Origin of the sequence: Xanthobacter pseudotagetidis, from assembly GCF_043194795.2 — a bacterium.
GTDB classification, from domain to species: Bacteria; Pseudomonadota; Alphaproteobacteria; order Rhizobiales; family Xanthobacteraceae; genus Xanthobacter; species Xanthobacter tagetidis_A.
In genome coordinates this window covers 4,754,226-4,773,755 of record NZ_CM195534.1, presented here as the reverse complement: position 1 = coordinate 4,773,755, position 19,530 = coordinate 4,754,226, and the positions used below count along the sequence as shown (strand labels likewise).

Genomic DNA, 19,530 nt, shown 5'->3' with positions numbered 1-19,530 from the left:
GCACCCCTTCCGGCGTGCCGCCAATCCCGTGAACGATCAGCGCCCGAGGGCGGGCGCGATCTTCAGGCAGGCATCCACCAGCGTTTCCACGGCGGAGACCGATTTTTCGAACTGCGCCCGCTCGGCGCGGTCGAGGTCGACCTCCACCACGCGCTCGACGCCGCGCGCGCCGATCACCGCCGGCACGCCCACATAGATGTCCTTCAGGCCGTACTCGCCCGACAGGTAGACCGCCGCCGGCATGAGCCGCTTCCTGTCCTTCAGGTAGCTTTCCGCCATGACGATGGCTGCGGCCGCCGGAGCATAGAAGGCCGCGCCGGTCCGCAGCAGGTTGATGATCTCGGCGCCGCCGTCACGCGTGCGCTCCACCATGGCGGCGAGGCGCTCCTCGCTGGTCCAGCCCATGCGCACGAGATCCGGCACTGGAATGCCGCCCACCGCGCAGTAGCGCATGAGCGGCACCATGGCATCCCCGTGGCCGCCGAGCACGAAAGCGGTGACGTCTTCCACCGAGACGTCGAACTCCTCGGCGAGGAAATAGCGCAGGCGGGCGCTATCGAGCACACCGGCCATGCCCACCACCTTCTGGGGCGGCAGGCCGCACCAGCGCTGCAGCGCCCACACCATGGCGTCGAGCGGGTTGGTGACGCAGATGACGAAAGAGTCCGGCGCATACTTGCCGATGCCGGCACCCACCTGTTCCATCACCCGCAGGTTGATGGCGAGAAGGTCGTCGCGGCTCATGCCCGGCTTGCGCGGCACGCCGGCGGTGACGATCACCACGTCGGCGCCCTCGATGGCGTCGTAGCTGTTGGCGCCAATGATGCGGGCGTCGAAGCCCTCCACCGGAGCCAGCTCGGCGAGGTCCAGCGCCTTGCCCTGGGGCACGCCCTCCACCGCGTCGAACAGCACGACGTCGCCCAGCTCCTTCAGACCGGCAAGAAGGGCGAGCGTGCCGCCGATCTGGCCGGCCCCGATGAGGGCGATCTTGCTTCGGGCCATCCAACTGTCCTCGGGGAGGCTCCTGCACAAGTGGTCGCAGGGGCCGGCGCTTGACTACTCCCATCCGCAAGGGGGTTCAAGCCGGCCGCGCTGCACAAATAGTGGCATGCGCGCCATTTCAAGGCGGTATCGTGTCGCCATGGGACGATTTGGTCAGCCCGGATCGGCCGTCGCGCGGCAGCGTGGGGATCGCCGCGCCTCGGTCCCTGCCGCCGGGTGGGCGCAAGGGAGGCGCCGGGCTGAGATACCGGTTTGGCCGGTGCGTCGGGGCGTGTAGTTGGGGGCGCTGGTCGCGTCAGGCGTGCAGCGCTGCCCTCCCTTCGCGATCGCCGGCCGAGCCGGCGCTCAAACAATGGGAACCTTCGCAATGCCAGGAAAAAGTATGCGAAGGGAGGGCGGCGGCCGCCCCCGCGGGAGCGGGGACGGCATCCGGGTAGGCTCGGGCGCCCGCCGGGGCGCGCCCGCGCCTGAATTTTCTGCCCTCCCCTCGCATCCGCCAAACGGCGGGGCGATCAATCAACGGGAACCCTCGCAATGCCGGATCAAACAACAGCGAGGGGAGGGCAGCCAATCCGCCTGGTCCGGACCGAAGCCGGAGCCAAGCGGTGGTGTCCGTGGGCCTCCTAGCTCCCCGTGAGGGAGGATAGGGGGACGAAGGCGGGCGTCGGCTTGGGGGCCGGCGGCCGGTTGGGATCGTTCTCGCGCAGCACCTTGAACACGCGCTCGGCAATGGGGCTCGAGGCGCAGAAGTCCTCATAGGCGCGCTCGAGATTGGTCTTCGCGGCAGCGAAGACCTCCTCCTCGCCGAGGCCCGTGAAGTCGGTCGACACGAGGTACTGGCCCATGCGGCGCAGGATGTGCAGGCGCGCCACGTGAAGGATCTGCGGCTCGTAGGCGACCCCGAGGGTGTCGAAGAACTCCTCCGCGCTGGAGAGCTTCTGCAACCGATCGAGCACCGACATCTCAAACCTCCGGAACTTTACATCCAACCCTTGCTGCGCCGTCCTCAGGCCGCCGCGTCGGCCGTGGGGCCGCGCGTCCTGTGCAACTCGCCCTGGAGATGGGTCAGTCGCGCTTCCAGGAACTCGATCCGGTCCAGCAGCGAGACGATGGCCTCGCCCACCGGGTCCGGCATCAGATGGTGCTCGAGGTCGATGCGCCCGTCGCCGAGCTTGCGCCGCTCGGAGAGCGCCTTCACCACCTTGCCGGGAATGCCCACCACGGTCATGCCCGGCGGCACGTCGTCGATCACCACGGAGTTGGCGCCCACGCGGCAGGCCGCGCCCACCGTGATGGGGCCGAGGATCTTGGCGCCCGCGCCCACCAGCACGCCGTCCTTCAGCGTCGGGTGGCGCTTGCCGGCGGTCCAGGAGGTGCCGCCCAAAGTGACGCCGTGATAGAGCGTCACGTCGTCCCCCACCTCCGCGGTCTCGCCGATCACGACGCCAGCGCCGTGGTCGATGAAGAAGCGCCGGCCGATGGTGGCGCCGGGATGGATGTCCACATTGGTCAGGAAGCGTCCCAGCCAGGACAGGAAGCGCGCGGGGAACTTCACCCCGCGCCGCCACAGCCGGCTGGCGAGGCGGTGCCAGATGATGGCGTGCACGCCGGGATAGGTCAGCACGATCTCGACCGTGTTGCGCGCCGCCGGATCGCGCGCCTTCACGCAGGCCACGTCCTCGCGGATGAGCTGCCAGGTGGAGGCGGAGGGGGATGCGGCGGCCGGCGGCGCCGATACCGGCGCCGCGACGGCGAGGGGCTCGGCGAGGGCGGCGGGCGGAGGCACCTTCGTGCCGCGCCATCTGCGGTGACCCATGATCATCCCCTCAGGCTCCCATGACGGCGGCGTGGCGGCGGCGCAGCGCCTCCTCGGTGAAGCTGTCCTCGTAGAAGCGGCGCAGCACATCGGGAGAGACGCCCTGCTTGGTGCGGGTGGCGAACTCGCGCACCCGGGCGAGGATCGCGCGCCCGCGCGCCTCGTCCACCGCCAGGCCCTCGTCGGCGAGCGCCTTGGCGATGGCGGCGAGGCCCGAATGCTTGCCCAGCACCACCCGGTGGTCGCGGCCGAGCAGCTGCGGGCTCAGCGCCTCGTAGGTGGCACGGTCCTTCAGCAGGCCGGAGACATGGATGCCGGATTCGTGGGTGAACACATCGTCGCCGACGATCGCCTTGGAGCGGGCGAGCGGGCGGCCGGAGGCCCGCGCCACCAGCTCCGCCAGCGGCCGCAGGGCGACGGGATCGAGGCCGGTCTCGGCCCGCGCGGTCTGGCGCAGGGCGATGGCCACCTCCTCCAGCGCCGCATTGCCGGCGCGTTCGCCGAGCCCGGTGACGGTGACCGAGCAATGGCGCGCCCCGCCCGACACCGCCGCCAGCGTGTTGGCGGTGGCAAGGCCGAGGTCGTCATGGGCGTGGAACTCGATCTCCAGGTCCGTGGCGTTTGCCACCCGCCGCACCAGCGCATAGGCCGAGAACGGGTCGAGCACGCCCAGGGTGTCGGCGAGGCGCAGGCGGAAGGCGCCGGCCTCGCGCGCCGCCTCGGCGATGCGGCACAGGAATTCCTGGTCGGCGCGCGAGGCGTCCTCGCAGCCCACCGCCACCGAGAAGCCGAGCTGGCGCGCGAGGCCCACCACCCGCCGCAACGTGCCGAGCGCCCAGTCGCGGTCGCGGCCGAGCTTGCCCTTCAACTGCCGGTCGGAGGAGGGGATGGAGAGATTGACCGCGGTGACGCCCGCCGCCACCGCGGCCATCAGGTCGTCCTCGCTCATGCGGCACCAGGCGACCACGCGCGTGGGCAGGTTCAGGGAGGCGATGGAGCGCAGCGTCTCCACCTCCTCGTCGCCCATGGCGGGAGTCCCGGCCTCGATCTCCGGCACGCCGGCAGCAGCGAGCGCCTCGGCGATCTCGATCTTCTCCCGGCGGGAGAAGGCGACGCCCGGCGCCTGCTCGCCGTCGCGCAGCGTGGTGTCGTTGAGCAGCACGGTGCGCGTCGTGCCCGGTTCCAGCGTGGTCGCGGACGGGGCGGCGCGCTGGGACTGGCCGGACCGATTCGACGGAGACTTCGCGAGCATCCTGCCCTCCCTGCCGCCCCTGCGGCGGCGCGACGACCGACCCTTGCCTCAGCTGAAGGATTTTCCGCAGCCGCACTGGTTGCTGGCGTTGGGGTTCTCGAACACGAAGCCGGAGGAGTGCAGGGACGTGACGAAGTCGATCCGCATGCCCTGCATCATCTGCTGCGAGCGCCCGTCGATGAAGAGCTTCACGCCCTCCTGCTCCAGCACCAGGTCATCCGCGAGCGCGGCGGCCTCCAGCTGCATGGTGTACTTGAAGCCGGCGCAGCCGCCCTCCTCGACGCGGACGCGCAGCCCCTCGACCATGTCGGGCGACTGGGAGATGGCGGCCTTCACGGCCGTCGCGGCATTATGGGTGAGGGTGATCATCGGTCTCGTCCCCAAAACGGCGATAGGTTTCTGGACGAACACTTCGCAAGCCGTGTGCCAGAATTGAAAATCAAAAAGATTCAAATGTTTGACAGCTCCGGACCTGATGTCGCGATTGCGACAGGGGGCAGGCGGAGCTGCCCCCTTGGCGGGTTCGCGACAGATTTCCCGCCTGCCATTTACGTATAATTACGTAGTGGATTGTGCTCTATTGCGCGGCTCGATTGGCTTGCTGTGAAAGCTATTGAAACGTTGCGGTAGAAGCCGCGCGCAGGTGCTATGCGCGATCGGTCCGTGACTGGCTTGCCGCAGGCGGGAACGCGGGCGTGGGTCGACACCTTGAGGCGCGTCACGCCCCGTCGTGGGGGCCCGGGGCCCGGACGCTCGCCTTCCGGCGGCGGCCTCCTTCCCGCTCAGGCCGGTGAGATGGTCACCTTCACGTCGGCGGGCTTGGCCCAGTAGGGCGCGGAGGTGACGAGCACGCGCGCGCCCGCCGACACGTAGTCGGCGGCGTTGGCGGCGTTCACCCCGCCCGCCGCCGCCACCACGGTGGGCTGCCCGGCGCCGGCCACCAGCGCGCACACGGCGCGGATGTCATCCGGCGTCATCTTCTCGCACTGGAGCACGTCGGGCATGGCGGCGAGCGCCGCGCGCGCCTCCTCCAGCGAAGCGACCTCCACCACCACCTTCTTCTCCGGCACCGCGAGGCCGAGCGCGGCCACGGCGGCGGCCGGATCGGCGAGGAAGGCGCGATGCTCGGGAAACACCAGCAGCGTCTCCGACAGTCCCAGGCGGTGGGGCAGGGCGCCGCCCGCCTTGATGGCGGCGATCATCATGCGCTTGGTGCCGGGGAAGGTCTTGCGCGTGGTCACCACCGCCACGTCCGGGTCCACCGCCCGCGCCGCGTCGACGATGGCGGCGGTGGCCGTGGCGATGCCGGACAGGTATTCGACCAGCGTCTGCGCCACCTTCCAGGCGACGAGGATCGGGCCGGCCTCGCCCTGCGCCTCCAGGATCGGCGTGCCGGCGGCGACGCGGGCGGCGGTGGCGGTCAGCACGTCGGCCTGGGCGCCGGCCCTGGCGAAGATGTCGGCCGCAAGCTCGACGCCGCACACGGTCGCGTCCGCGCGCATGGCCATGGAGAGCCGGGCCGGGACATCGCCGATGCCGAGCGCCTCTGTGGTGAGGTCGCCGTGGGGCGCGTCCTCCTGAAGAAGCTGCTCCACCAGCGCGTCGGTCCACCACTTCACGGCCATCTCACCCGCTCCCTGCTGTCCGGCCCCGGCTGCGGCCTGAAGCTGTATCCCTGACGACATAAAGCCGAGCGGGCAATCCGGGAATGTCCCGCCGCGACGGATGGGCGCGGGCCGCTTCGTTCCGAAGGCGAAAGGCTTGCTGGTGCCGGCCGCGCGCCGTTTGCGACACGGCGCGTCCGGGTTCGTTCATGCGGCGTCGCAAAAGCGACAGGAGCACTGCCGCACCTGCCGCGCTTGCCCGGAATGACACGCATTTTCGCCCGCCCGCGGGCTGGCACGCTGCTTGCGACCCTGGTGCCGACAGCCAGGCCCGGCGCGGCGTCACGGCCGACCGGGTCCCAACCATCGGAGTGACCCCTCATGCTCGGCATCGGCAGCCCTCTTCCCGACTTCTCCATCACCGGCGTGAAGCCCGGCTTCAACCTGCATGAGGAGAACGGCGTCTCGGCGTTCGAGACGCTGACGAAGGAGAGCTTTCCCGGCAAGTGGAAGGTGATCTTCTTCTATCCGAAGGATTTCACCTTCGTGTGCCCGACCGAGATCGCCGAGTTCGCCCGCCTTGCCGGCGATTTCGCCGACCGCGACGCCGTGGTGCTCGGCGGCTCCACCGACAACGAGTTCGTGAAGCTCGCCTGGCGGCGCGACCACAAGGACCTCAACCGCCTGCCCATCTGGTCGTTCGCCGACACCAACGGCTCGCTCACCGACGGGCTCGGCGTGCGCTCGCCGGACGGGGTGGCGTTCCGCTACACCTTCGTGGTGGACCCGGACAACGTGATTCAGCACGTCTACGCCACCAACCTCAATGTGGGCCGCAATCCGAAGGACACGCTGCGGGTGCTCGACGCGCTGCAGACCGACGAGCTTTGCCCCTGCAACCGCGAGGTCGGCGGCGACGTGCTCAAGGTCGCCTGAGGCGCGGAGGCCCTTATGTCCATCGACGCCCTGAAGGACCAGATCCCGCCTTTCGCCAAGGACGTGAAGCTCAACCTCTCGGCGCTCGGCCGGGAGGAGAGCCTCACCCCCCAGCAGCTCTACGGCCTGCTGGTGGCCTGCGGCATCACCACGCGCAATGCCGACGTCGCCCGCGCGCTCGAGGCCGAGGCGGCGCCGCATCTGTCGCCCGCCGCCATGGACGCGGCCAAGGCGGCGGCGGCCATCATGGCCATGAACAACGTCTATTACCGCTTCACCCACCTCGCCTCGAACAAGGCCTATGAGACGCTGCCGGCCAAGCTGCGCATGAGCGTGATCGGCGCGCCGGGGGTGGACAAGGCGGACTTCGAATTGTGGTCGCTTGCGGTCTCGGCCATGAACGGTTGCGGGCGCTGCATCGACGCGCACGAGAAGGTGCTGCGCGAGGCTGGCATCCGCGAGGACCAGATCCAGGCGGCGGTGCGGGTCGGCGCGGTCGTCGCCTCCGCTGCCGTGGCGCTGGAGACGGTCCGCCCGGGCCTTCCCGCCGCGGCAGAGTAAGGGGAAGGGGCTGCCGGGCTCAGGCCCGGCCGTCCGCCACCACGCAGCCCGCGGGCGGAGCCGCGCCCTTCAGCACAGCGGCAACGCATTGCGCGGCGATCAGGTTGCCGCGCGCCAGCGCCTCGCGGCTCGATCCGGCGGCGTGAGCGGTGGCGACCACCTGCGGCAGCGCCGCCAGCGCCTCGGCGAGCGGGCGCAGCGCCGCGTCATCCTCGGCCTCGAACACGTCGAGGCCGGCGCCGGCGATGTGGCCGGAGGCGAGCGCCGCCTGAAGCGCCCCATCGTCCACGAGGCCGCCGCGGGCGGTGTTTACCAGGATCGCGCCTTTCCTCATGGCGGCGAGCGCGGCCGCATCGATCATGTGGCGGGTCTCGGCGGTGAGCGGGGCGTGGACCGAGACCACGTCGCTCTCGCCCAGAAGCCGCGTGAGCGGGACGTGGGTGACGCCGGGCACCGGGCCGTTGAAGCGTGGCGCCGCCACCAGCACGCGGCACTCGAATCCCGACAGGCGCCGCGCGACGCCCTGCGCGGTGCGGCCGAAGCCGATCAGGCCGACGGTCTTGCCCGTGAGGTCGGCGCCGGCCGATACGCGCCAGTCGCCGGCGGCCAGCGCCGCGTTGTTCTCCTTCAGCCGCCGCAGCACCGCGAGCATGAGCGCGAGCGTGTGGTCGGCGACCGAGGCGTCGTTGGCGCCGGCGGTGATGGTGACCACCCGCCCGAGCGCGCGCGCGGCGTCCGCATCCACCCGGTCGTAGCCGACGCCGCGCCGGGCGATCACCCTAAGCCCTGGATGAGCCGCAAGAATTTCCCGCGTCACCGCCCGCATGCCGACGATCCAGCCGCCGACGCCGTCGAGCAGGCGGGACAGGACGTCGTCGGGAATAGCGCGGTCCAGCGCGTCCGGCGGCAGGCCCGCGGTGACGACGGCAAAGCCTTGCTCTTCAAGGAAACGGGCGGCACCGGCATCGAACAGGCGGGTGGTGACGAGGACCCTGGGTCGCAGATCGGGCACGGGGAGGTTCCGGGAGGAAAAGAGCGTCTCTCCTGGCCCCTGGAGGCGGCAAGATCAAGGCCCCATATCAAGGCCCCATGCGGGTCGGCCGCCCATGAGAACGGCGGCACCGGGGGGTGCCGCCGAGATCGGGACCGGGACCAGGACGCGCCCGAATCCCGTCCCCTTCGCCGCCAATCCCGCGTGGTCCGGTCCCGCCGCCGCGCCGGCCGGTGCTGCGGCGGGGCCGGGATGCCACGCGGGCCTCAGGCCGCCTTGGCGGCCTCCGCCGGAGCGGCCCCGGCCTCGATGGCCTTGGGGCCGGCGACGGTGTTGATGGCGATGTGCCGGGGCTTCTTGGCCTCGGGAATGTTGCGCACGAGGTCCACGTGCAGCAGTCCGTTCTCGAGCACCGCGCCCTTCACCTCCACATGGTCGGCGAGCTGGAAGCGCCGCTCGAAGCTGCGCGCCGCGATGCCGCGATAGAGCAGCTGGGCGGTCTCGCCGTTCTGCTCGGCCTTCTTCTCGCCGCGCAAGGTGAGGGTGTTCTCCTTCACCTCGATGTCGAGGTCGGCATCGGTGAAGCCCGCCACCGCGACGGTAATACGATAAGCGTTCTCGCCGGTGCGCTCGATATTGTAGGGCGGGTAGGTGGGCGCGGCATCCACGCCGCCCACGCCGTCCAGCAGCGAGAACAGACGGTCGAACCCTACGGTATTGCGATAGAGGGGAGACAGGTCGTAAGTACGCATGGCATATCCTCCTTTGAAGCGACATGCGGGACCCGCATCAAGCCGGGCCCGGGTAAGGCGCCGTCACCAGGACCGGCGCCTCACCTGATCTGGGAAGCGCCTCGCCGGCCGTCAAGACCCTTGCCGGCAGGTCCCGGGAGTGGTGCCGGGAGGCGGCAGATGAACGGCACCTGAACGGGCGCGTCGGATTGCGTTCAAGCGGGTGCATTAGGATGATGACGCCGCATCCCGGCATTTCGGGCCTGCGGCATCCGGAGGGGGGCTATCCGGATCTGGCATCGGGATTCTCGGCGGGTCTCGGGGAGAAAGCAGATGGTGCGAGCCGGCCATCTCATCGCTGCAGTGATGGTCACCTCCTCGCTTTCGGGCGGGACGATCGCGACTGCCCAGCCGCCCGGTGCGGCGCTCGTCATCAAGGGGGACGACGCCGCGCTCCACCACGTGGTCGACCTGACGCCGCCCGAGCCCTTCCAGCCTTACATGCGCCACCCGCCCGAGGGCACCCGTCCGGTGGAGCCGGACCAGGTGGCCGACAGCCTGATGCGGCGCGGCTTCCGGGATGTGAGCGTGGTGCGCCAGCGCGGCGGCGCCTATATCTGCGAGGCCACCGGCCCGCGCGGCGAGCGCGTGCGCCTGGTGGTGGACGCCATGAGCGGCGACATCAGCGGCATGCAGGTGATCGGCTACAAGGGCAAGTGATTCGGAGCCCGTGGTCCGCCCGGACGCGCAAGGGTCGGCGCGTGCGCCTTCCCGACGTTGGAGAGCGCCCCCCCGATCGAAGGGATTCGCTTGGATCGGAGCGCGCTCTAGCCGTGGAAGGCCCGGATCGCCGCCGCCACGGCCATGGCGGCGATCACCGCCAGGAAGTCGCTCTTCGTGAGCTTGGCCACCGCCAGCGCGGCGGCGAGGCCCGAGAGCATGGCGGTGTCGCCGCGCACCGCGTTCGGCACCAGCAGCGCCACCAGAACCGCCCCCGGCAGCGCGTCCAGCACCCGCCGCACGCGCTGCGTCACCGGCACGAGGCGCATCAGGAAGAAGCCCGCGGTGCGGTTGAAGACGGTGGCCGCCGCCATGACGCAGATGGCGAGCAGCGTTGCCGGATCAACGCTCGTCATCGGTGAATCCCCCGGCGAGCGCGCCCGCCACCGCGCCGATGGCGATGAACCACCAGCCCGGCAGCAGATAGGAGGCGGCGAGCGAGGCCACCGCCGCCGTGCCCCAGCCCACCGCCTCGCGCCGGCCGCGCCAGTTGGGCAGCAGCATGGCGATGAAGAAGGCCGGCACCACGAGGTCGATGCCGATGGCCTTGGGGTCCGGCACGCCGCCGCCCACCACGTGCCCGGCGGCGGTGGAGACCACCCACAGCACCCAGGTGACGAAGCCGCCGCCGACGAAATAGCCCGCGTCGGCGCCGCCCTCGGCGCGGTAGCGCATGGATGCGGCCCAGTTGTTGTCGGCGAGCAGCAGCAGCGAGGCATAGCTCTGCCATGCCGGAAGCTGGCCGAGCCAGGGCCGCATGGAGGCCGCCATCAGCACGTGGCGCAGGTTGATGGTGAAGGTGAGCAGGCCGAGGGCGATGAGCGAGGAGAAGGTCCAGTTCCGGGTCCAGCCTTCGAGCGCCACCATCTGCGCCAGCCCGGCGAAGACCAGCCCGCTGGACAGGCACGCCTCGGCGAGCGTCAGCCCCTTCTGCGCCGCGGCGGCGCCGAACGCCATGCCGAACGCGGCAAGGCCCGGCATGAACGGGATGGTCTCGCGCGCCCCCTGGAGGGCGCCGGCCGGCGTGAGCGTGACGGGAGATTTGGCGGCGGGCATGGGACCGGCTTGTGAAGGAGCCTCCTTATGGCCGAGCGCCGGCAAAGGGCCAACCCGATTTGCGCGTGGCGGGCTGCCCGGCCATGCGCTCAGCGCAGGGCGCTTTCTGGAAGGGAGAGGGATTGGGGGTGAGGAGGCGCCTGAGATCGGGAGCGAGCGCCGACACCTCTCACGCTCGCCCTCTCCTGCAAGGGGAGAGGGAAGCCGCCCTTTGTGCACCAGGTCGCGGCCGGCCCTGTCGTTCCGGCGCGGCTCCAAGGAGCCTCGCGCCCGCCCCTCACGCCGCCGCGCGGGTGTCGAACAGGTGCTCCAGGCCCTGGTCCCAGGGCGGCACGGTGCCGTAGAGGCCGGTCAGGTGGTCGATGAAGACGCGCACCTTCTGCGGCAGGAAGCGGCGCGAGGGATAGACCGCGAACAGCCCGACCCGGTGCGAGGCGCGCCATTTCGGCAGCACCACCTTGAGCGCCCCCGAGCGAAGCTCCGGCCCCACGTCCCATGTGGAGCGCAGGGCGATGCCGATGGAGGCGAGCGTCGCCGCCCGCACCACCTCGTTGGAATTGGTGCGCAGGGGCGAATGGGTGCGCAGGGTGATCGGCCCATCCGGCCCCTCGATGCGCCAGGGGTCCTGGCTGTGGGTGGCGAGCAGCACGTGCTGGGAGAGATCGCCGATGGACTTCGGCTCGCCCGCCCGCTTCAGATAGTCCGGCGTCGCGCACAAAACCCGGTGCACCGGGGCGAGCCGGCGCGCCACGAGGCTCGAATCGTCGAGGTCGGCGATGCGCACCGCCACGTCGAAGCCCTCGCCGACAATGTCCACGAAGGCGTCGGACAGCTCCAGGTCGACGGTGAGGTCCGGGTTCGCCGTCAGCAGCGGCCCGAGAAACGGCGCGATGTGCAGGCGGCCGAACGAGGTCGGCGCCGCCACCCTGAGCAGCCCGCGCACCTCCGAGGACTTGCGGGCGAGCTGGTTCTCCGCCTCCTCGATGGAGGCGAGGATGTTCACCACGCGCTCGTAGAAGCCCTGGCCGGCCTCGGTCAGCGTCACCTTGCGGGTGGTGCGCTGGAACAGGCGCGCGCCGAGCCGCTCCTCCAGGCGCTGGATGCGCTTCGACACCACCGGCGGCGACAGGCCGAGCTCCCGCCCGGCGGCGGACAGGCTGCCCGCGGTGACGATGCGCGCGAAGATTTCGAGGTCGCCCAGATTGCCGATCATCGCTCAGGTCCAGCGGGAGGGGCGCCCCCTGCCGCAGGGGCCGATCTTTTCCCGTTTCGAAATGACTTTATCCCATGGGGCAACAATGAGCGACAGCTTTTGCCTCCCGACCGATTATAGTGGCGCCAAATAGAACCGTTAAAGGATGCCGCCATGACGGGCCTCAGGCTGCCGGAAGCGGACGAGCGGGTATTGGCCCGCCGGGAGGAGATCGTCGCCGACCTCAAGGCCATCGTGCCCGGCGAAGGGGTGATCGCGACCGAGCGCGGCATGCGGCCCTACGAGTCCGATGCGCTGACGGCCTATCGCCAGCTGCCGCTGGTGGTGGTGCTGCCGTCCACGACGGAGCAGGTGGCGGCGATCCTCAGATACTGCCACGACAACGAGATCCGCGTGGTGCCGCGCGGGTCCGGCACCTCGCTCTCGGGCGGCTCGCTGCCGCTCCAGGACGCGGTGCTGCTGGGCATGGGCAAGTTCAACCGCATCCTGGAGGTGGACTACGCCAACCGCTGCGCCGTGGTGCAGCCGGGCGTGACCAATCTCGGCATCACCCGCGCGGTGGAGCAGGACGGCTTCTATTACGCCCCCGACCCGTCCTCGCAGATCGCCTGCTCCATCGGCGGCAATGTGGGCGAGAATTCCGGCGGCGTGCACTGCCTGAAATACGGCCTCACCACCAACAACGTGCTGGGGGTGGAGCTGGTGCTCATCACCGGCGAGATCGTGCGGCTCGGCGGCAAGCACCTGGATGCCGGCGGGCTCGACCTGCTCTCGGTGGTGATCGGCTCGGAGGGCCTGCTCGGCGTCGTCACCGAGGTGACGGTGCGCCTGCTGAAGAAGCCCGACACCGCCCGCGCGCTGCTGGTGGGCTTCCCCACCTCCGAGGATGCCGGCGACTGCGTGGCGCGCATCATCGGCCAGGGCATCATCCCCGCCGCCATCGAGATGATGGACCGCGACGCCATCGCCGCCGCCGAGGCGTTCGTCAACGTCGGCTATCCGCTCGACGTGGAGGCGCTGCTGATCGTCGAGCTGGACGGCCCCGAGGCGGAATGCGCGCACCTGCTCGGCGAGGTGGAGGCGATCGCCCGCGACTGCCGCGCCGTGACGCTGCGGGTGTCGCAGAGCGAGGAGGAGCGGCTCGGCTTCTGGGCCGGCCGCAAGGCCGCCTTCCCGGCGGTGGGCCGCCTCTCGCCCGATTATCTCTGCATGGACGGCACCATCCCGCGCAAGGAGCTGCCGCTGGTGCTCTCGCGCATGCGGGAGCTGTCGCAGAAATACGGCCTCAGGGTCGCCAACGTGTTCCATGCCGGCGACGGCAACCTGCACCCGCTGATCCTCTACGACGCCAACAAGGAGGGCGAGCTCGACGCGGCGGAGGCCTTCGGCGCCGACATCCTGCGCCTGTGCGTGGAGGTGGGCGGCGTGCTCACCGGCGAGCACGGCGTCGGCATCGAGAAGCGCGACCTCATGCCGGAGATGTTCGACGAGGTGGACCTCGCCCAGCAGCTGCGGGTGAAGTGCGCCTTCGACGACAAGGGCCTGCTCAACCCCGGCAAGGTGTTCCCGACCCTGCACCGCTGCGCCGAGCTCGGCCGCATGCATGTGTCGGGCGGGGTCCTGCCGTTCCCCGATCTGCCGCGCTTCTGACGCCGCGGCTTTCCCCTCTTTCGAACTTCGGACGGCGCGGCTCGACCATGGAAACCACGTCTGGCGACACCAGCGGCGACATCATCACCCCCTATGACGAGGCCGGCGTCGCCGACGCGGTGCGGGCCGCGCTCGCCGACGCCAAGACGCTGGAGATCGCCGGCCGCGGCACCTTGCGCGGCCTCGGCCGGCCGATCCAGACCGCGCGCACGCTCGACCTCTCCCAGCTCGCGGGGGTCACGCTCTACGAGCCCGAGGAGCTGGTGCTGTCCGCGCGGCCGGGCACGGCGCGGGCGGAGATCGAGGAGATCCTCGCCGCGCGCGGGCAGATGCTGGCGTTCGAGCCCGCCGACCTCGGTCCGCTGATGGGCGGAGCGCCCTGCGCCGGCACGCTCGGCGGTATGTTCGCGGCGAACCTCGCCGGCCCGCGCCGCATCAGCCACGGCGCGGTGCGCGACCATGCGCTCGGCGCGCGGGCGGTGTCGGGGCGCGCGGAGCCGTTCAAGTCCGGCGGCCGGGTGGTGAAGAACGTCACCGGCTACGACCTGCCGCGGCTCCTGTGCGGCTCGTTCGGCACCCTCGCCGTGCTCACCGAGATCACGCTGAAGGTGCTGCCGCGCCCGCCGGTGGAGGCGAGCCTGCTGGTCGCCGGCCTCTCGCCCGCCCGCGCGACCGAAGCCATGAGCGCCGCCATGGGCTCGTCCTGCGAGGTCTCGGGCGCGGCCTACCTGCCGGAGGCGGTCGCCGCGCGGATGCCGGGCATCGCCGCCGGCAGCGCCGTCTTCCGGCTGGAGGGCGTGGGGCCATCGGTGCGGGCGCGGCGGGAGATGCTGGCGGCGGTGCTCGCCCCGTTCGGCGCCTGCGCGGTGATCGAGGAGGAGGCGTCCGCCGCGCTCTGGCGCGCGGTGCGCGACGCCGCGCCCTTCTGGGGCACCGGCGAGCGCGCGGTCTGGCGCATCTCCACACGGCCCACCGCCGGCCCGCTGCTCGCCGCGGACCTCGCCCGCGACCTCGGCGCCGAGACCTATTGCGACTGGGCGGGCGGCCTCGTCTGGGCGCTCCTGCCCGGCGCCGCGAGCCATGCGGACGCGGTGCGCGCGGCGCTGGCGCCCCACGGCGGCCATGCGACGCTGGTGCGGGCCGAGGCGGCGGAGCGCGCCCGCGTGCCGGTGTTCCAGCCCGAGGCGCCGACGCTGGCGGCGCTCTCGGCGCGGGTGAAGGACAGCTTCGATCCGGCGCGGGTGCTCAATCCCGGCCGCATGCATGCGGGGGTGTGAGATGGCGTCGACCATGGCCAGCGCCGTGACACCCCCCACCCCATCCCTCCCCCACGAGGGGGGAGGGGGAGCGTTGTGCAAGTGGTGGGGCGCGGCGATCCCTTGCGCCGCAGAACCCTCCCCCCCTGTGGGGGAGGGATGGGTGGGGGGTGCCGCCCCCGCGACCTTCCGCGCCCCGACCGCCTCCTCGTGCCACGGCTGAGTCATGCAGACCCACTTCTCCCTCGCCCAGCTCGCCGATCCGCGCGTTTCGGAGGCGAACGACATCCTGCGCAAGTGCGTGCATTGCGGCTTCTGCACCGCCACCTGCCCCACCTACGTGCTGCTCGGCGACGAGCTCGACAGCCCGCGCGGGCGCATCTACCTCATCAAGGACATGCTGGAGGGCGGCCGCGCCGCCACCGAGGAGGAGGTCAGGCACATCGACCGCTGCCTCACCTGCCTGTCCTGCATGACCACCTGCCCCTCGGGCGTGAACTACATGCACCTGGTGGACGGGGCGCGGGTGCATATCGAGACCACCTACCGGCGCCCGTTCGCCGACCGCGTGATCCGCGCTCTGCTGGCGAATGTGCTCCCCTATCCGGCGCGGTTCCGCTTCGCGCTGCTCGGCGCCGCCTTCGGCAAGCCGCTCGCGCCGCTGCTCGAGAAGGTGCCGGGCCTGAAGCCGCTCGCCGCCATGCTGCGCCTCGCCCCCGGCATGCCGCACGGGCCGAGCCGGAGCGAGCTGCCCGGCGCGACGCCGGCCGAAGGGCCGCGCCGGGCGCGGGTGGCGCTGCTGAAGGGCTGCGCCCAGCCGGTGCTGCGCCCCGGCATCGATGAGGCGGCGACGCGCCTCCTCACCCGGCACGGCGTCGAGGTGGTGCGGGTCGCGGGCGAGGGCTGCTGCGGCGCGCTCGTCCACCACATGGGCCGCGAGGAGGAGGCGCTCGACTTCGCGCGCCGCAACGTGGACGCCTGGATCGCCGAGATGGATGGCGAGGGCCTCGATGCCATCGTCGTCACCGCCTCCGGATGCGGCACGCCGATCAAGGACTACGGCCACATGCTGCGGCTCGACCCGGCCTATGCGCAGAAGGCGGCGCGGGTCTCGGCCATCGCCCGCGACGTGACCGAGTTCGTCGCCACCCTCGACCTTCCCGCCGCGCCGACGCCGCTCGGCCGCCGGGTCGCCTATCACGCCGCCTGCTCGCTCCAGCACGGCCAGAAGGTGAAGGCCCCGCCCGCGCTGCTCAGGCGCGTCGGCTTCGAAGTGGCGGAGCCGTTCGAGAGCCACATCTGCTGCGGCTCGGCGGGCACCTACAACATGCTCCAGAGCGACATCGCCGCCGGGCTGAAGGCGCGCAAGGTGGGCCATATGGAGGCGCTCAATCCCGACATCATCGCCGCCGGCAACATCGGCTGCATGACCCAGATCGGCTCGGGCACCCATATCCCGGTGGTCCACACGGTGGAACTGCTGGACTGGGCCACCGGCGGTCCGGCGCCGGAAGGCGTCGCGGACGGCGGCGCGGCGGCGCGGGCGGCCTGACCATGCGCGCGGCCGCGACATTCTTGCCATTTCGATGGAAGCCATGTTCCGTCCGGACAATAGATGTCGCCGCGTGCGGTGTTTTCCGCCGGCGGGGGTTCGGCTAGAGCACGCGCCGATCGGCTCGCACCGCAAGCTGACCGGATAACGCGTTCTCTATCCTTAAGTTAGAGGGCGGGACGGGAACCCTCTCCCCGACGGGGAGAGGGCAGGGTGAGGGGACGTCGGCCGGGCATGGACGCGCCCGGCTGCCTCGGCTCCGAACCCTCACCCCACCCCTGTCCCCCGGGAGAGGGGGCAACGCCGGGCCATGGGACGCCTCCTTCCCGGTGGGGAGAGGGCGCAACGGGGCTCAAGCGGGCGTGCGAAGCGCGCTCCGGCAGGCGAGGAATTCAGGAGCCGATCATGCCCCACGCCTTCGACCTCACGCTCTACCTCGTCACCGATCCGCGTCAGGTGGCCGCGCGCGGTCTCGCGGCGACGGTCGAGGCGGCCGTGGCCGGCGGCGCGACCCTGGTGCAGCTGCGGGACCCCGACGCCCATGGCCGCGACCTGGTCGCGCAGGCGCGCGCGCTGAGGGCGCTGCTCGCCCCGCGCGGCATTGCGCTGATCGTCAATGACCGGGTGGATGTCGCCCATGCCGCCGGCGCGGACGGGGTGCATCTCGGCCAGGATGACCTGTCGCCCCAGGCGGCGCGCGCCATCCTCGGGCCGGATGCCATCGTCGGCCTCTCGGTCGGCACGCCCGCCGAGTTCGCGTCCTCGGACCTCTCCGGCGTCGACTATCTCGGCGTCGGCCCGGTGCGCGCCACCGGCACCAAGGCCGATGCCGGCGCCGCCATCGGGCCCGAGGGCGTCGCCGCGGTGCGCCGGCTCACCGCGCTTCCCATCGTCGGCATCGGCGGCATCGACGCGGCCATCGCCGGCGCGGTGATCGGCGCCGGGGCGGACGGCGTCGCCGTGGTGTCCGCCGTCTGCGCCGCCGCCGATCCAAAGGCCGCCGCCGAGGCTCTGCGGGCCGCCATTTCCGCCGCCCGGGCCGGCGGATGATCGCCCGCCGCGGGCGGCGCCTGGCCGGGCGGCCCGCCGGCCCTCACGCGGCGCAGGCGGCGCCGCGGCCCGAGGCGATCTCGCCTTTCATCGCCGCGATGACGGCGCCATAGTCGCGCGCGCCGAAGATGGCGCTGCCGGCGACGAAGGTGTCCGCGCCCGCCGCCGCGATGGCGGCGACGTTCTCCACCTTCACGCCCCCGTCCACCTCCAGGCGGACGTCGCGGCCCGAGGCGTCGATCAGCGCCCGGATGCGGGCGAGCTTGCCGAGCGCGCCGGGAATGAAGGCCTGCCCACCGAAGCCGGGATTGACCGACATGACCAGCACCAGGTCGAGCTGGTCCAGCGTGTGGTCCAGGACCGAGAGCGGCGTCGCCGGATTGAGCACGAGGCCCGCCTTCACGCCCCGGGAGCGGATGAGCTGGAGCGAGCGGTCCACATGCTCGGACGCTTCCGGATGGAACGAGATCAGGTCCGCGCCGGCCTCCGCGAACGCCTCGATCATGGCGTCCACCGGCTTCACCATCAGGTGCACGTCGACGGGGGCCGCCGTGAGCGGCCGCAGGGATTTGAGCACCAGCGGGCCGATGGTGAGGTTGGGCACATAGTGGTTGTCCATCACGTCGAAATGGATCCACTGCGCCCCCGCCGCCAGCACGGCCTCCACCTCGGCGCCGAGCCGGGCGAAGTCCGCCGAGAGGATGGAGGGGGCGATCACTGGATCGAGCCGGGCCATGGTGCTTCTCCTGGGGTCTTGGTCCCGGGGGACCGTCATGCCCGGGCGCGTCCCGGGCATCCGTGCCGTGCCGCTTGCGCGGCGTGGGCGGTCCGGCGCCCGGCCGCCTGGCGTTCATGGCCGGGCCATGACGGCGCGCGGGCCGTGGCCTTCCGCAAGCCACCTGGATCGGTGCTCCATCTGGCTTAGTGCACCACCTGGCTGAGCGATCCGGAGGCGTAGCGCCTCGCCATGTCGTCGAGGTCGATCGGCCTGACCTTCTCCGCCTGTCCCGCGGCGCCGAACGCCTCGAAGCGGGCGATGCAGACCTTCCGCGCCTCCTCCATGGCGGCGGCGAGGAACTTGCGCGGGTCGAACTCGGAGCCGCTCTTCGCCGCCACCCGGCGCATGCCGGCGGTCATGGCGAGGCGGATGTCGGTGTCGATGTTCACCTTGCGCACGCCGTGGCGGATGCCCTCCTGGATCTCCTCCACCGGCACGCCGTAGGTCTCCTTGATGTCGCCGCCATGGGCGCGGATCTCCTCCAGCAGCTCCTGCGGCACGGACGACGAGCCGTGCATCACCAGATGGGTCGTCGGAATGCGCTGGTGGATCGCCTTGACGCGGTCGATGGCGAGGATGTCGCCGGTGGGCTTGCGGGTGAACTTGTAGGCGCCGTGGGAGGTGCCGATGGCGATGGCGAGCGCGTCGCACTGGGTCGCCTTCACGAACGCGGCCGCCTCGTCCGGGTCGGTGAGCAGCTTGTCGCGGGAGAGCGCGCCCTCGGCGCCATGGCCGTCCTCGGCCTCGCCTTGGCCGGTCTCCAGCGAGCCGAGGCAGCCGAGCTCGCCCTCCACCGAGACGCCCACGGCGTGCGCCAGCTCGGCGACGCGCGCGGTCACCTGGACGTTGTAGGCATAGTCCGCCGGGGTCTTGCCGTCCTCCTGCAGCGAGCCGTCCATCATCACCGAGGAGAAGCCGGAGCGGATGGCGCCGATGCACACGGCGGGGGAGGCGCCGTGGTCCTGGTGCATCACCACCGGGATCTCGGGATAGGCCTCCACCGCGGCGGCGACGAGGTGGCGCAGGAACGGCTCGCCGGCATATTTGCGCGCGCCCGCCGAGCCCTGGAGGATCACCGGCGCGGCGGCGGCGCGGGCCGCGTCCATGATCGCCTTGATCTGCTCCATGTTGTTCACGTTGAAGGCCGGCAGGCCGTAGGAATGCTCCGCCGCATGGTCGAGCAGCTGGCGCATGGAGACGAGGGGCATCGGTTCTTCCTCCTTGGGGTCGCGTGCCGTGTCGGCGCAGCGCGCGTTTCCGCCCGCTGTCGTGGTCTCCCTCTCCCGCTCGCGGGGGAGGGCC

Annotated in this window: 20 protein-coding genes; 7 read left to right on the top strand and 13 right to left on the bottom strand. The window is 71.4% G+C overall.

Going from position 1 to position 19,530, the window contains the following annotated elements; translation table 11 throughout:
- Positions 1-36: 36 nt before the first annotated feature.
- From mdh to modD, 6 genes are all read right to left on the bottom strand, one after another.
- A complete protein-coding gene (mdh, locus tag V5F67_RS21880; protein ID WP_394018240.1) occupies positions 37-1,002 on the bottom strand; it encodes a malate dehydrogenase in 966 nt (321 codons plus the stop codon).
- A gap of 623 nt (positions 1,003-1,625) precedes the next feature.
- A complete protein-coding gene (gene nifW / locus V5F67_RS21875; protein ID WP_394018238.1) occupies positions 1,626-1,964 on the bottom strand; it encodes a nitrogenase stabilizing/protective protein NifW in 339 nt (112 codons plus the stop codon).
- Between the two features lie 44 nt (positions 1,965-2,008).
- Positions 2,009-2,824 (bottom strand): serine O-acetyltransferase, encoded by an 816-nt coding sequence (gene cysE, locus V5F67_RS21870; protein ID WP_394018236.1) that lies wholly within the window; start codon positions 2,822-2,824, stop codon positions 2,009-2,011.
- A gap of 4 nt (positions 2,825-2,828) precedes the next feature.
- Complete coding sequence (gene nifV, locus V5F67_RS21865; RefSeq protein WP_394018234.1) at positions 2,829-4,070, bottom strand: homocitrate synthase; 1,242 nt, start codon at positions 4,068-4,070, stop codon at positions 2,829-2,831.
- A gap of 48 nt (positions 4,071-4,118) precedes the next feature.
- The gene (locus V5F67_RS21860; protein ID WP_394018232.1) at positions 4,119-4,439 is read right to left on the bottom strand and encodes a HesB/IscA family protein; all 321 of its coding nucleotides are present in this window, start codon (positions 4,437-4,439) and stop codon (positions 4,119-4,121) included.
- A gap of 413 nt (positions 4,440-4,852) precedes the next feature.
- Positions 4,853-5,695 carry a ModD protein gene (gene modD, locus V5F67_RS21855; protein ID WP_394018230.1) on the bottom strand — a complete coding sequence of 281 codons (843 nt, stop codon included), beginning with the start codon at positions 5,693-5,695 and terminating at the stop codon, positions 4,853-4,855.
- 360 nt (positions 5,696-6,055) lie between these two features.
- Between modD and V5F67_RS21850 the strand changes: the two genes are divergently transcribed.
- A complete protein-coding gene (locus tag V5F67_RS21850; RefSeq protein WP_394018228.1) occupies positions 6,056-6,610 on the top strand; it encodes a peroxiredoxin in 555 nt (184 codons plus the stop codon).
- Between the two features lie 15 nt (positions 6,611-6,625).
- On the top strand, positions 6,626-7,171 hold the full coding sequence (gene ahpD, locus V5F67_RS21845) for an alkylhydroperoxidase, AhpD family (protein WP_394018226.1): 546 nt from the start codon (positions 6,626-6,628) through the stop codon (positions 7,169-7,171).
- A 19-nt stretch (positions 7,172-7,190) separates the two neighbouring features.
- Here the strand turns inward: ahpD and V5F67_RS21840 are convergent, their stop codons facing one another.
- On the bottom strand, positions 7,191-8,183 hold the full coding sequence (locus V5F67_RS21840) for a phosphoglycerate dehydrogenase (RefSeq protein WP_394018224.1): 993 nt from the start codon (positions 8,181-8,183) through the stop codon (positions 7,191-7,193).
- Positions 8,184-8,428: 245 nt separating this feature from the next.
- On the bottom strand, positions 8,429-8,914 hold the full coding sequence (locus tag V5F67_RS21835) for an Hsp20 family protein (protein WP_394018222.1): 486 nt from the start codon (positions 8,912-8,914) through the stop codon (positions 8,429-8,431).
- Between the two features lie 312 nt (positions 8,915-9,226).
- Here V5F67_RS21835 and V5F67_RS21830 point away from each other — a divergent pair, with 312 nt between their 5' ends.
- The gene (locus tag V5F67_RS21830; protein WP_394018220.1) at positions 9,227-9,613 is read left to right on the top strand and encodes a hypothetical protein; all 387 of its coding nucleotides are present in this window, start codon (positions 9,227-9,229) and stop codon (positions 9,611-9,613) included.
- A gap of 107 nt (positions 9,614-9,720) precedes the next feature.
- On the opposite strand, the gene V5F67_RS21825 is transcribed toward V5F67_RS21830, so the two are convergent.
- From V5F67_RS21825 to V5F67_RS21815, 3 genes are all read right to left on the bottom strand, one after another.
- Positions 9,721-10,029 carry a branched-chain amino acid transport AzlD family protein gene (locus V5F67_RS21825; protein ID WP_394018218.1) on the bottom strand — a complete coding sequence of 103 codons (309 nt, stop codon included), beginning with the start codon at positions 10,027-10,029 and terminating at the stop codon, positions 9,721-9,723.
- On the bottom strand, positions 10,016-10,729 hold the full coding sequence (locus V5F67_RS21820; RefSeq protein WP_394018216.1) for an AzlC family ABC transporter permease: 714 nt from the start codon (positions 10,727-10,729) through the stop codon (positions 10,016-10,018). Before V5F67_RS21820 ends, V5F67_RS21825 begins: the two co-directional genes overlap by 14 nt.
- A 277-nt stretch (positions 10,730-11,006) precedes the next feature.
- The gene (locus tag V5F67_RS21815) at positions 11,007-11,942 is read right to left on the bottom strand and encodes a LysR family transcriptional regulator (protein WP_394018214.1); all 936 of its coding nucleotides are present in this window, start codon (positions 11,940-11,942) and stop codon (positions 11,007-11,009) included.
- A 153-nt stretch (positions 11,943-12,095) separates the two neighbouring features.
- Here V5F67_RS21815 and V5F67_RS21810 point away from each other — a divergent pair, with 153 nt between their 5' ends.
- From V5F67_RS21810 to thiE, 4 genes are all read left to right on the top strand, one after another.
- Entirely contained in the window at positions 12,096-13,592 is a 1,497-nt protein-coding gene (locus tag V5F67_RS21810) for an FAD-linked oxidase C-terminal domain-containing protein (RefSeq protein ID WP_394018212.1), read from the top strand.
- A 47-nt stretch (positions 13,593-13,639) separates the two neighbouring features.
- Entirely contained in the window at positions 13,640-14,869 is a 1,230-nt protein-coding gene (gene glcE / locus V5F67_RS21805) for a glycolate oxidase subunit GlcE (RefSeq protein ID WP_394018210.1), read from the top strand.
- A 205-nt stretch (positions 14,870-15,074) separates the two neighbouring features.
- The gene (glcF, locus tag V5F67_RS21800) at positions 15,075-16,400 is read left to right on the top strand and encodes a glycolate oxidase subunit GlcF (protein WP_394018208.1); all 1,326 of its coding nucleotides are present in this window, start codon (positions 15,075-15,077) and stop codon (positions 16,398-16,400) included.
- 405 nt (positions 16,401-16,805) lie between these two features.
- Positions 16,806-17,450: a thiamine phosphate synthase gene (gene thiE / locus V5F67_RS21795; protein ID WP_394018206.1), complete on the top strand. Its 645-nt coding sequence runs from the start codon at positions 16,806-16,808 to the stop codon at positions 17,448-17,450.
- A gap of 43 nt (positions 17,451-17,493) precedes the next feature.
- Here thiE and rpe read toward each other — a convergent pair whose 3' ends face one another.
- Positions 17,494-18,186 carry a ribulose-phosphate 3-epimerase gene (gene rpe, locus V5F67_RS21790; RefSeq protein ID WP_394018204.1) on the bottom strand — a complete coding sequence of 231 codons (693 nt, stop codon included), beginning with the start codon at positions 18,184-18,186 and terminating at the stop codon, positions 17,494-17,496.
- 185 nt (positions 18,187-18,371) lie between these two features.
- On the bottom strand, positions 18,372-19,436 hold the full coding sequence (gene fba / locus V5F67_RS21785; RefSeq protein WP_394018202.1) for a class II fructose-bisphosphate aldolase: 1,065 nt from the start codon (positions 19,434-19,436) through the stop codon (positions 18,372-18,374).
- Positions 19,437-19,530 lie beyond the last annotated feature (94 nt).

Bases quoted from the DNA above. Each gene is read 5' to 3' on its own strand.
- nifW (WP_394018238.1), bottom strand. From the start codon at position 1,964: ATGTCGGTGCTCGATCGGTTGCAGAAGCTCTCCAGCGCGGAGGAGTTC.
- V5F67_RS21825 (WP_394018218.1), bottom strand. From the start codon at position 10,029: ATGACGAGCGTTGATCCGGCAACGCTGCTCGCCATCTGCGTCATGGCG.
- glcF (WP_394018208.1), top strand. From the start codon at position 15,075: ATGCAGACCCACTTCTCCCTCGCCCAGCTCGCCGATCCGCGCGTTTCG.
- glcE (WP_394018210.1), top strand. From the start codon at position 13,640: ATGGAAACCACGTCTGGCGACACCAGCGGCGACATCATCACCCCCTAT.
- fba (WP_394018202.1), bottom strand. From the start codon at position 19,436: ATGCCCCTCGTCTCCATGCGCCAGCTGCTCGACCATGCGGCGGAGCAT.
- V5F67_RS21860 (WP_394018232.1), bottom strand. From the start codon at position 4,439: ATGATCACCCTCACCCATAATGCCGCGACGGCCGTGAAGGCCGCCATC.
- V5F67_RS21830 (WP_394018220.1), top strand. From the start codon at position 9,227: ATGGTGCGAGCCGGCCATCTCATCGCTGCAGTGATGGTCACCTCCTCG.
- V5F67_RS21810 (WP_394018212.1), top strand. From the start codon at position 12,096: ATGACGGGCCTCAGGCTGCCGGAAGCGGACGAGCGGGTATTGGCCCGC.
- cysE (WP_394018236.1), bottom strand. From the start codon at position 2,824: ATGATCATGGGTCACCGCAGATGGCGCGGCACGAAGGTGCCTCCGCCC.
- V5F67_RS21815 (WP_394018214.1), bottom strand. From the start codon at position 11,942: ATGATCGGCAATCTGGGCGACCTCGAAATCTTCGCGCGCATCGTCACC.
- ahpD (WP_394018226.1), top strand. From the start codon at position 6,626: ATGTCCATCGACGCCCTGAAGGACCAGATCCCGCCTTTCGCCAAGGAC.
- nifV (WP_394018234.1), bottom strand. From the start codon at position 4,070: ATGCTCGCGAAGTCTCCGTCGAATCGGTCCGGCCAGTCCCAGCGCGCC.
- thiE (WP_394018206.1), top strand. From the start codon at position 16,806: ATGCCCCACGCCTTCGACCTCACGCTCTACCTCGTCACCGATCCGCGT.
- V5F67_RS21820 (WP_394018216.1), bottom strand. From the start codon at position 10,729: ATGCCCGCCGCCAAATCTCCCGTCACGCTCACGCCGGCCGGCGCCCTC.
- V5F67_RS21835 (WP_394018222.1), bottom strand. From the start codon at position 8,914: ATGCGTACTTACGACCTGTCTCCCCTCTATCGCAATACCGTAGGGTTC.
- mdh (WP_394018240.1), bottom strand. From the start codon at position 1,002: ATGGCCCGAAGCAAGATCGCCCTCATCGGGGCCGGCCAGATCGGCGGC.
- modD (WP_394018230.1), bottom strand. From the start codon at position 5,695: ATGGCCGTGAAGTGGTGGACCGACGCGCTGGTGGAGCAGCTTCTTCAG.
- V5F67_RS21850 (WP_394018228.1), top strand. From the start codon at position 6,056: ATGCTCGGCATCGGCAGCCCTCTTCCCGACTTCTCCATCACCGGCGTG.
- rpe (WP_394018204.1), bottom strand. From the start codon at position 18,186: ATGGCCCGGCTCGATCCAGTGATCGCCCCCTCCATCCTCTCGGCGGAC.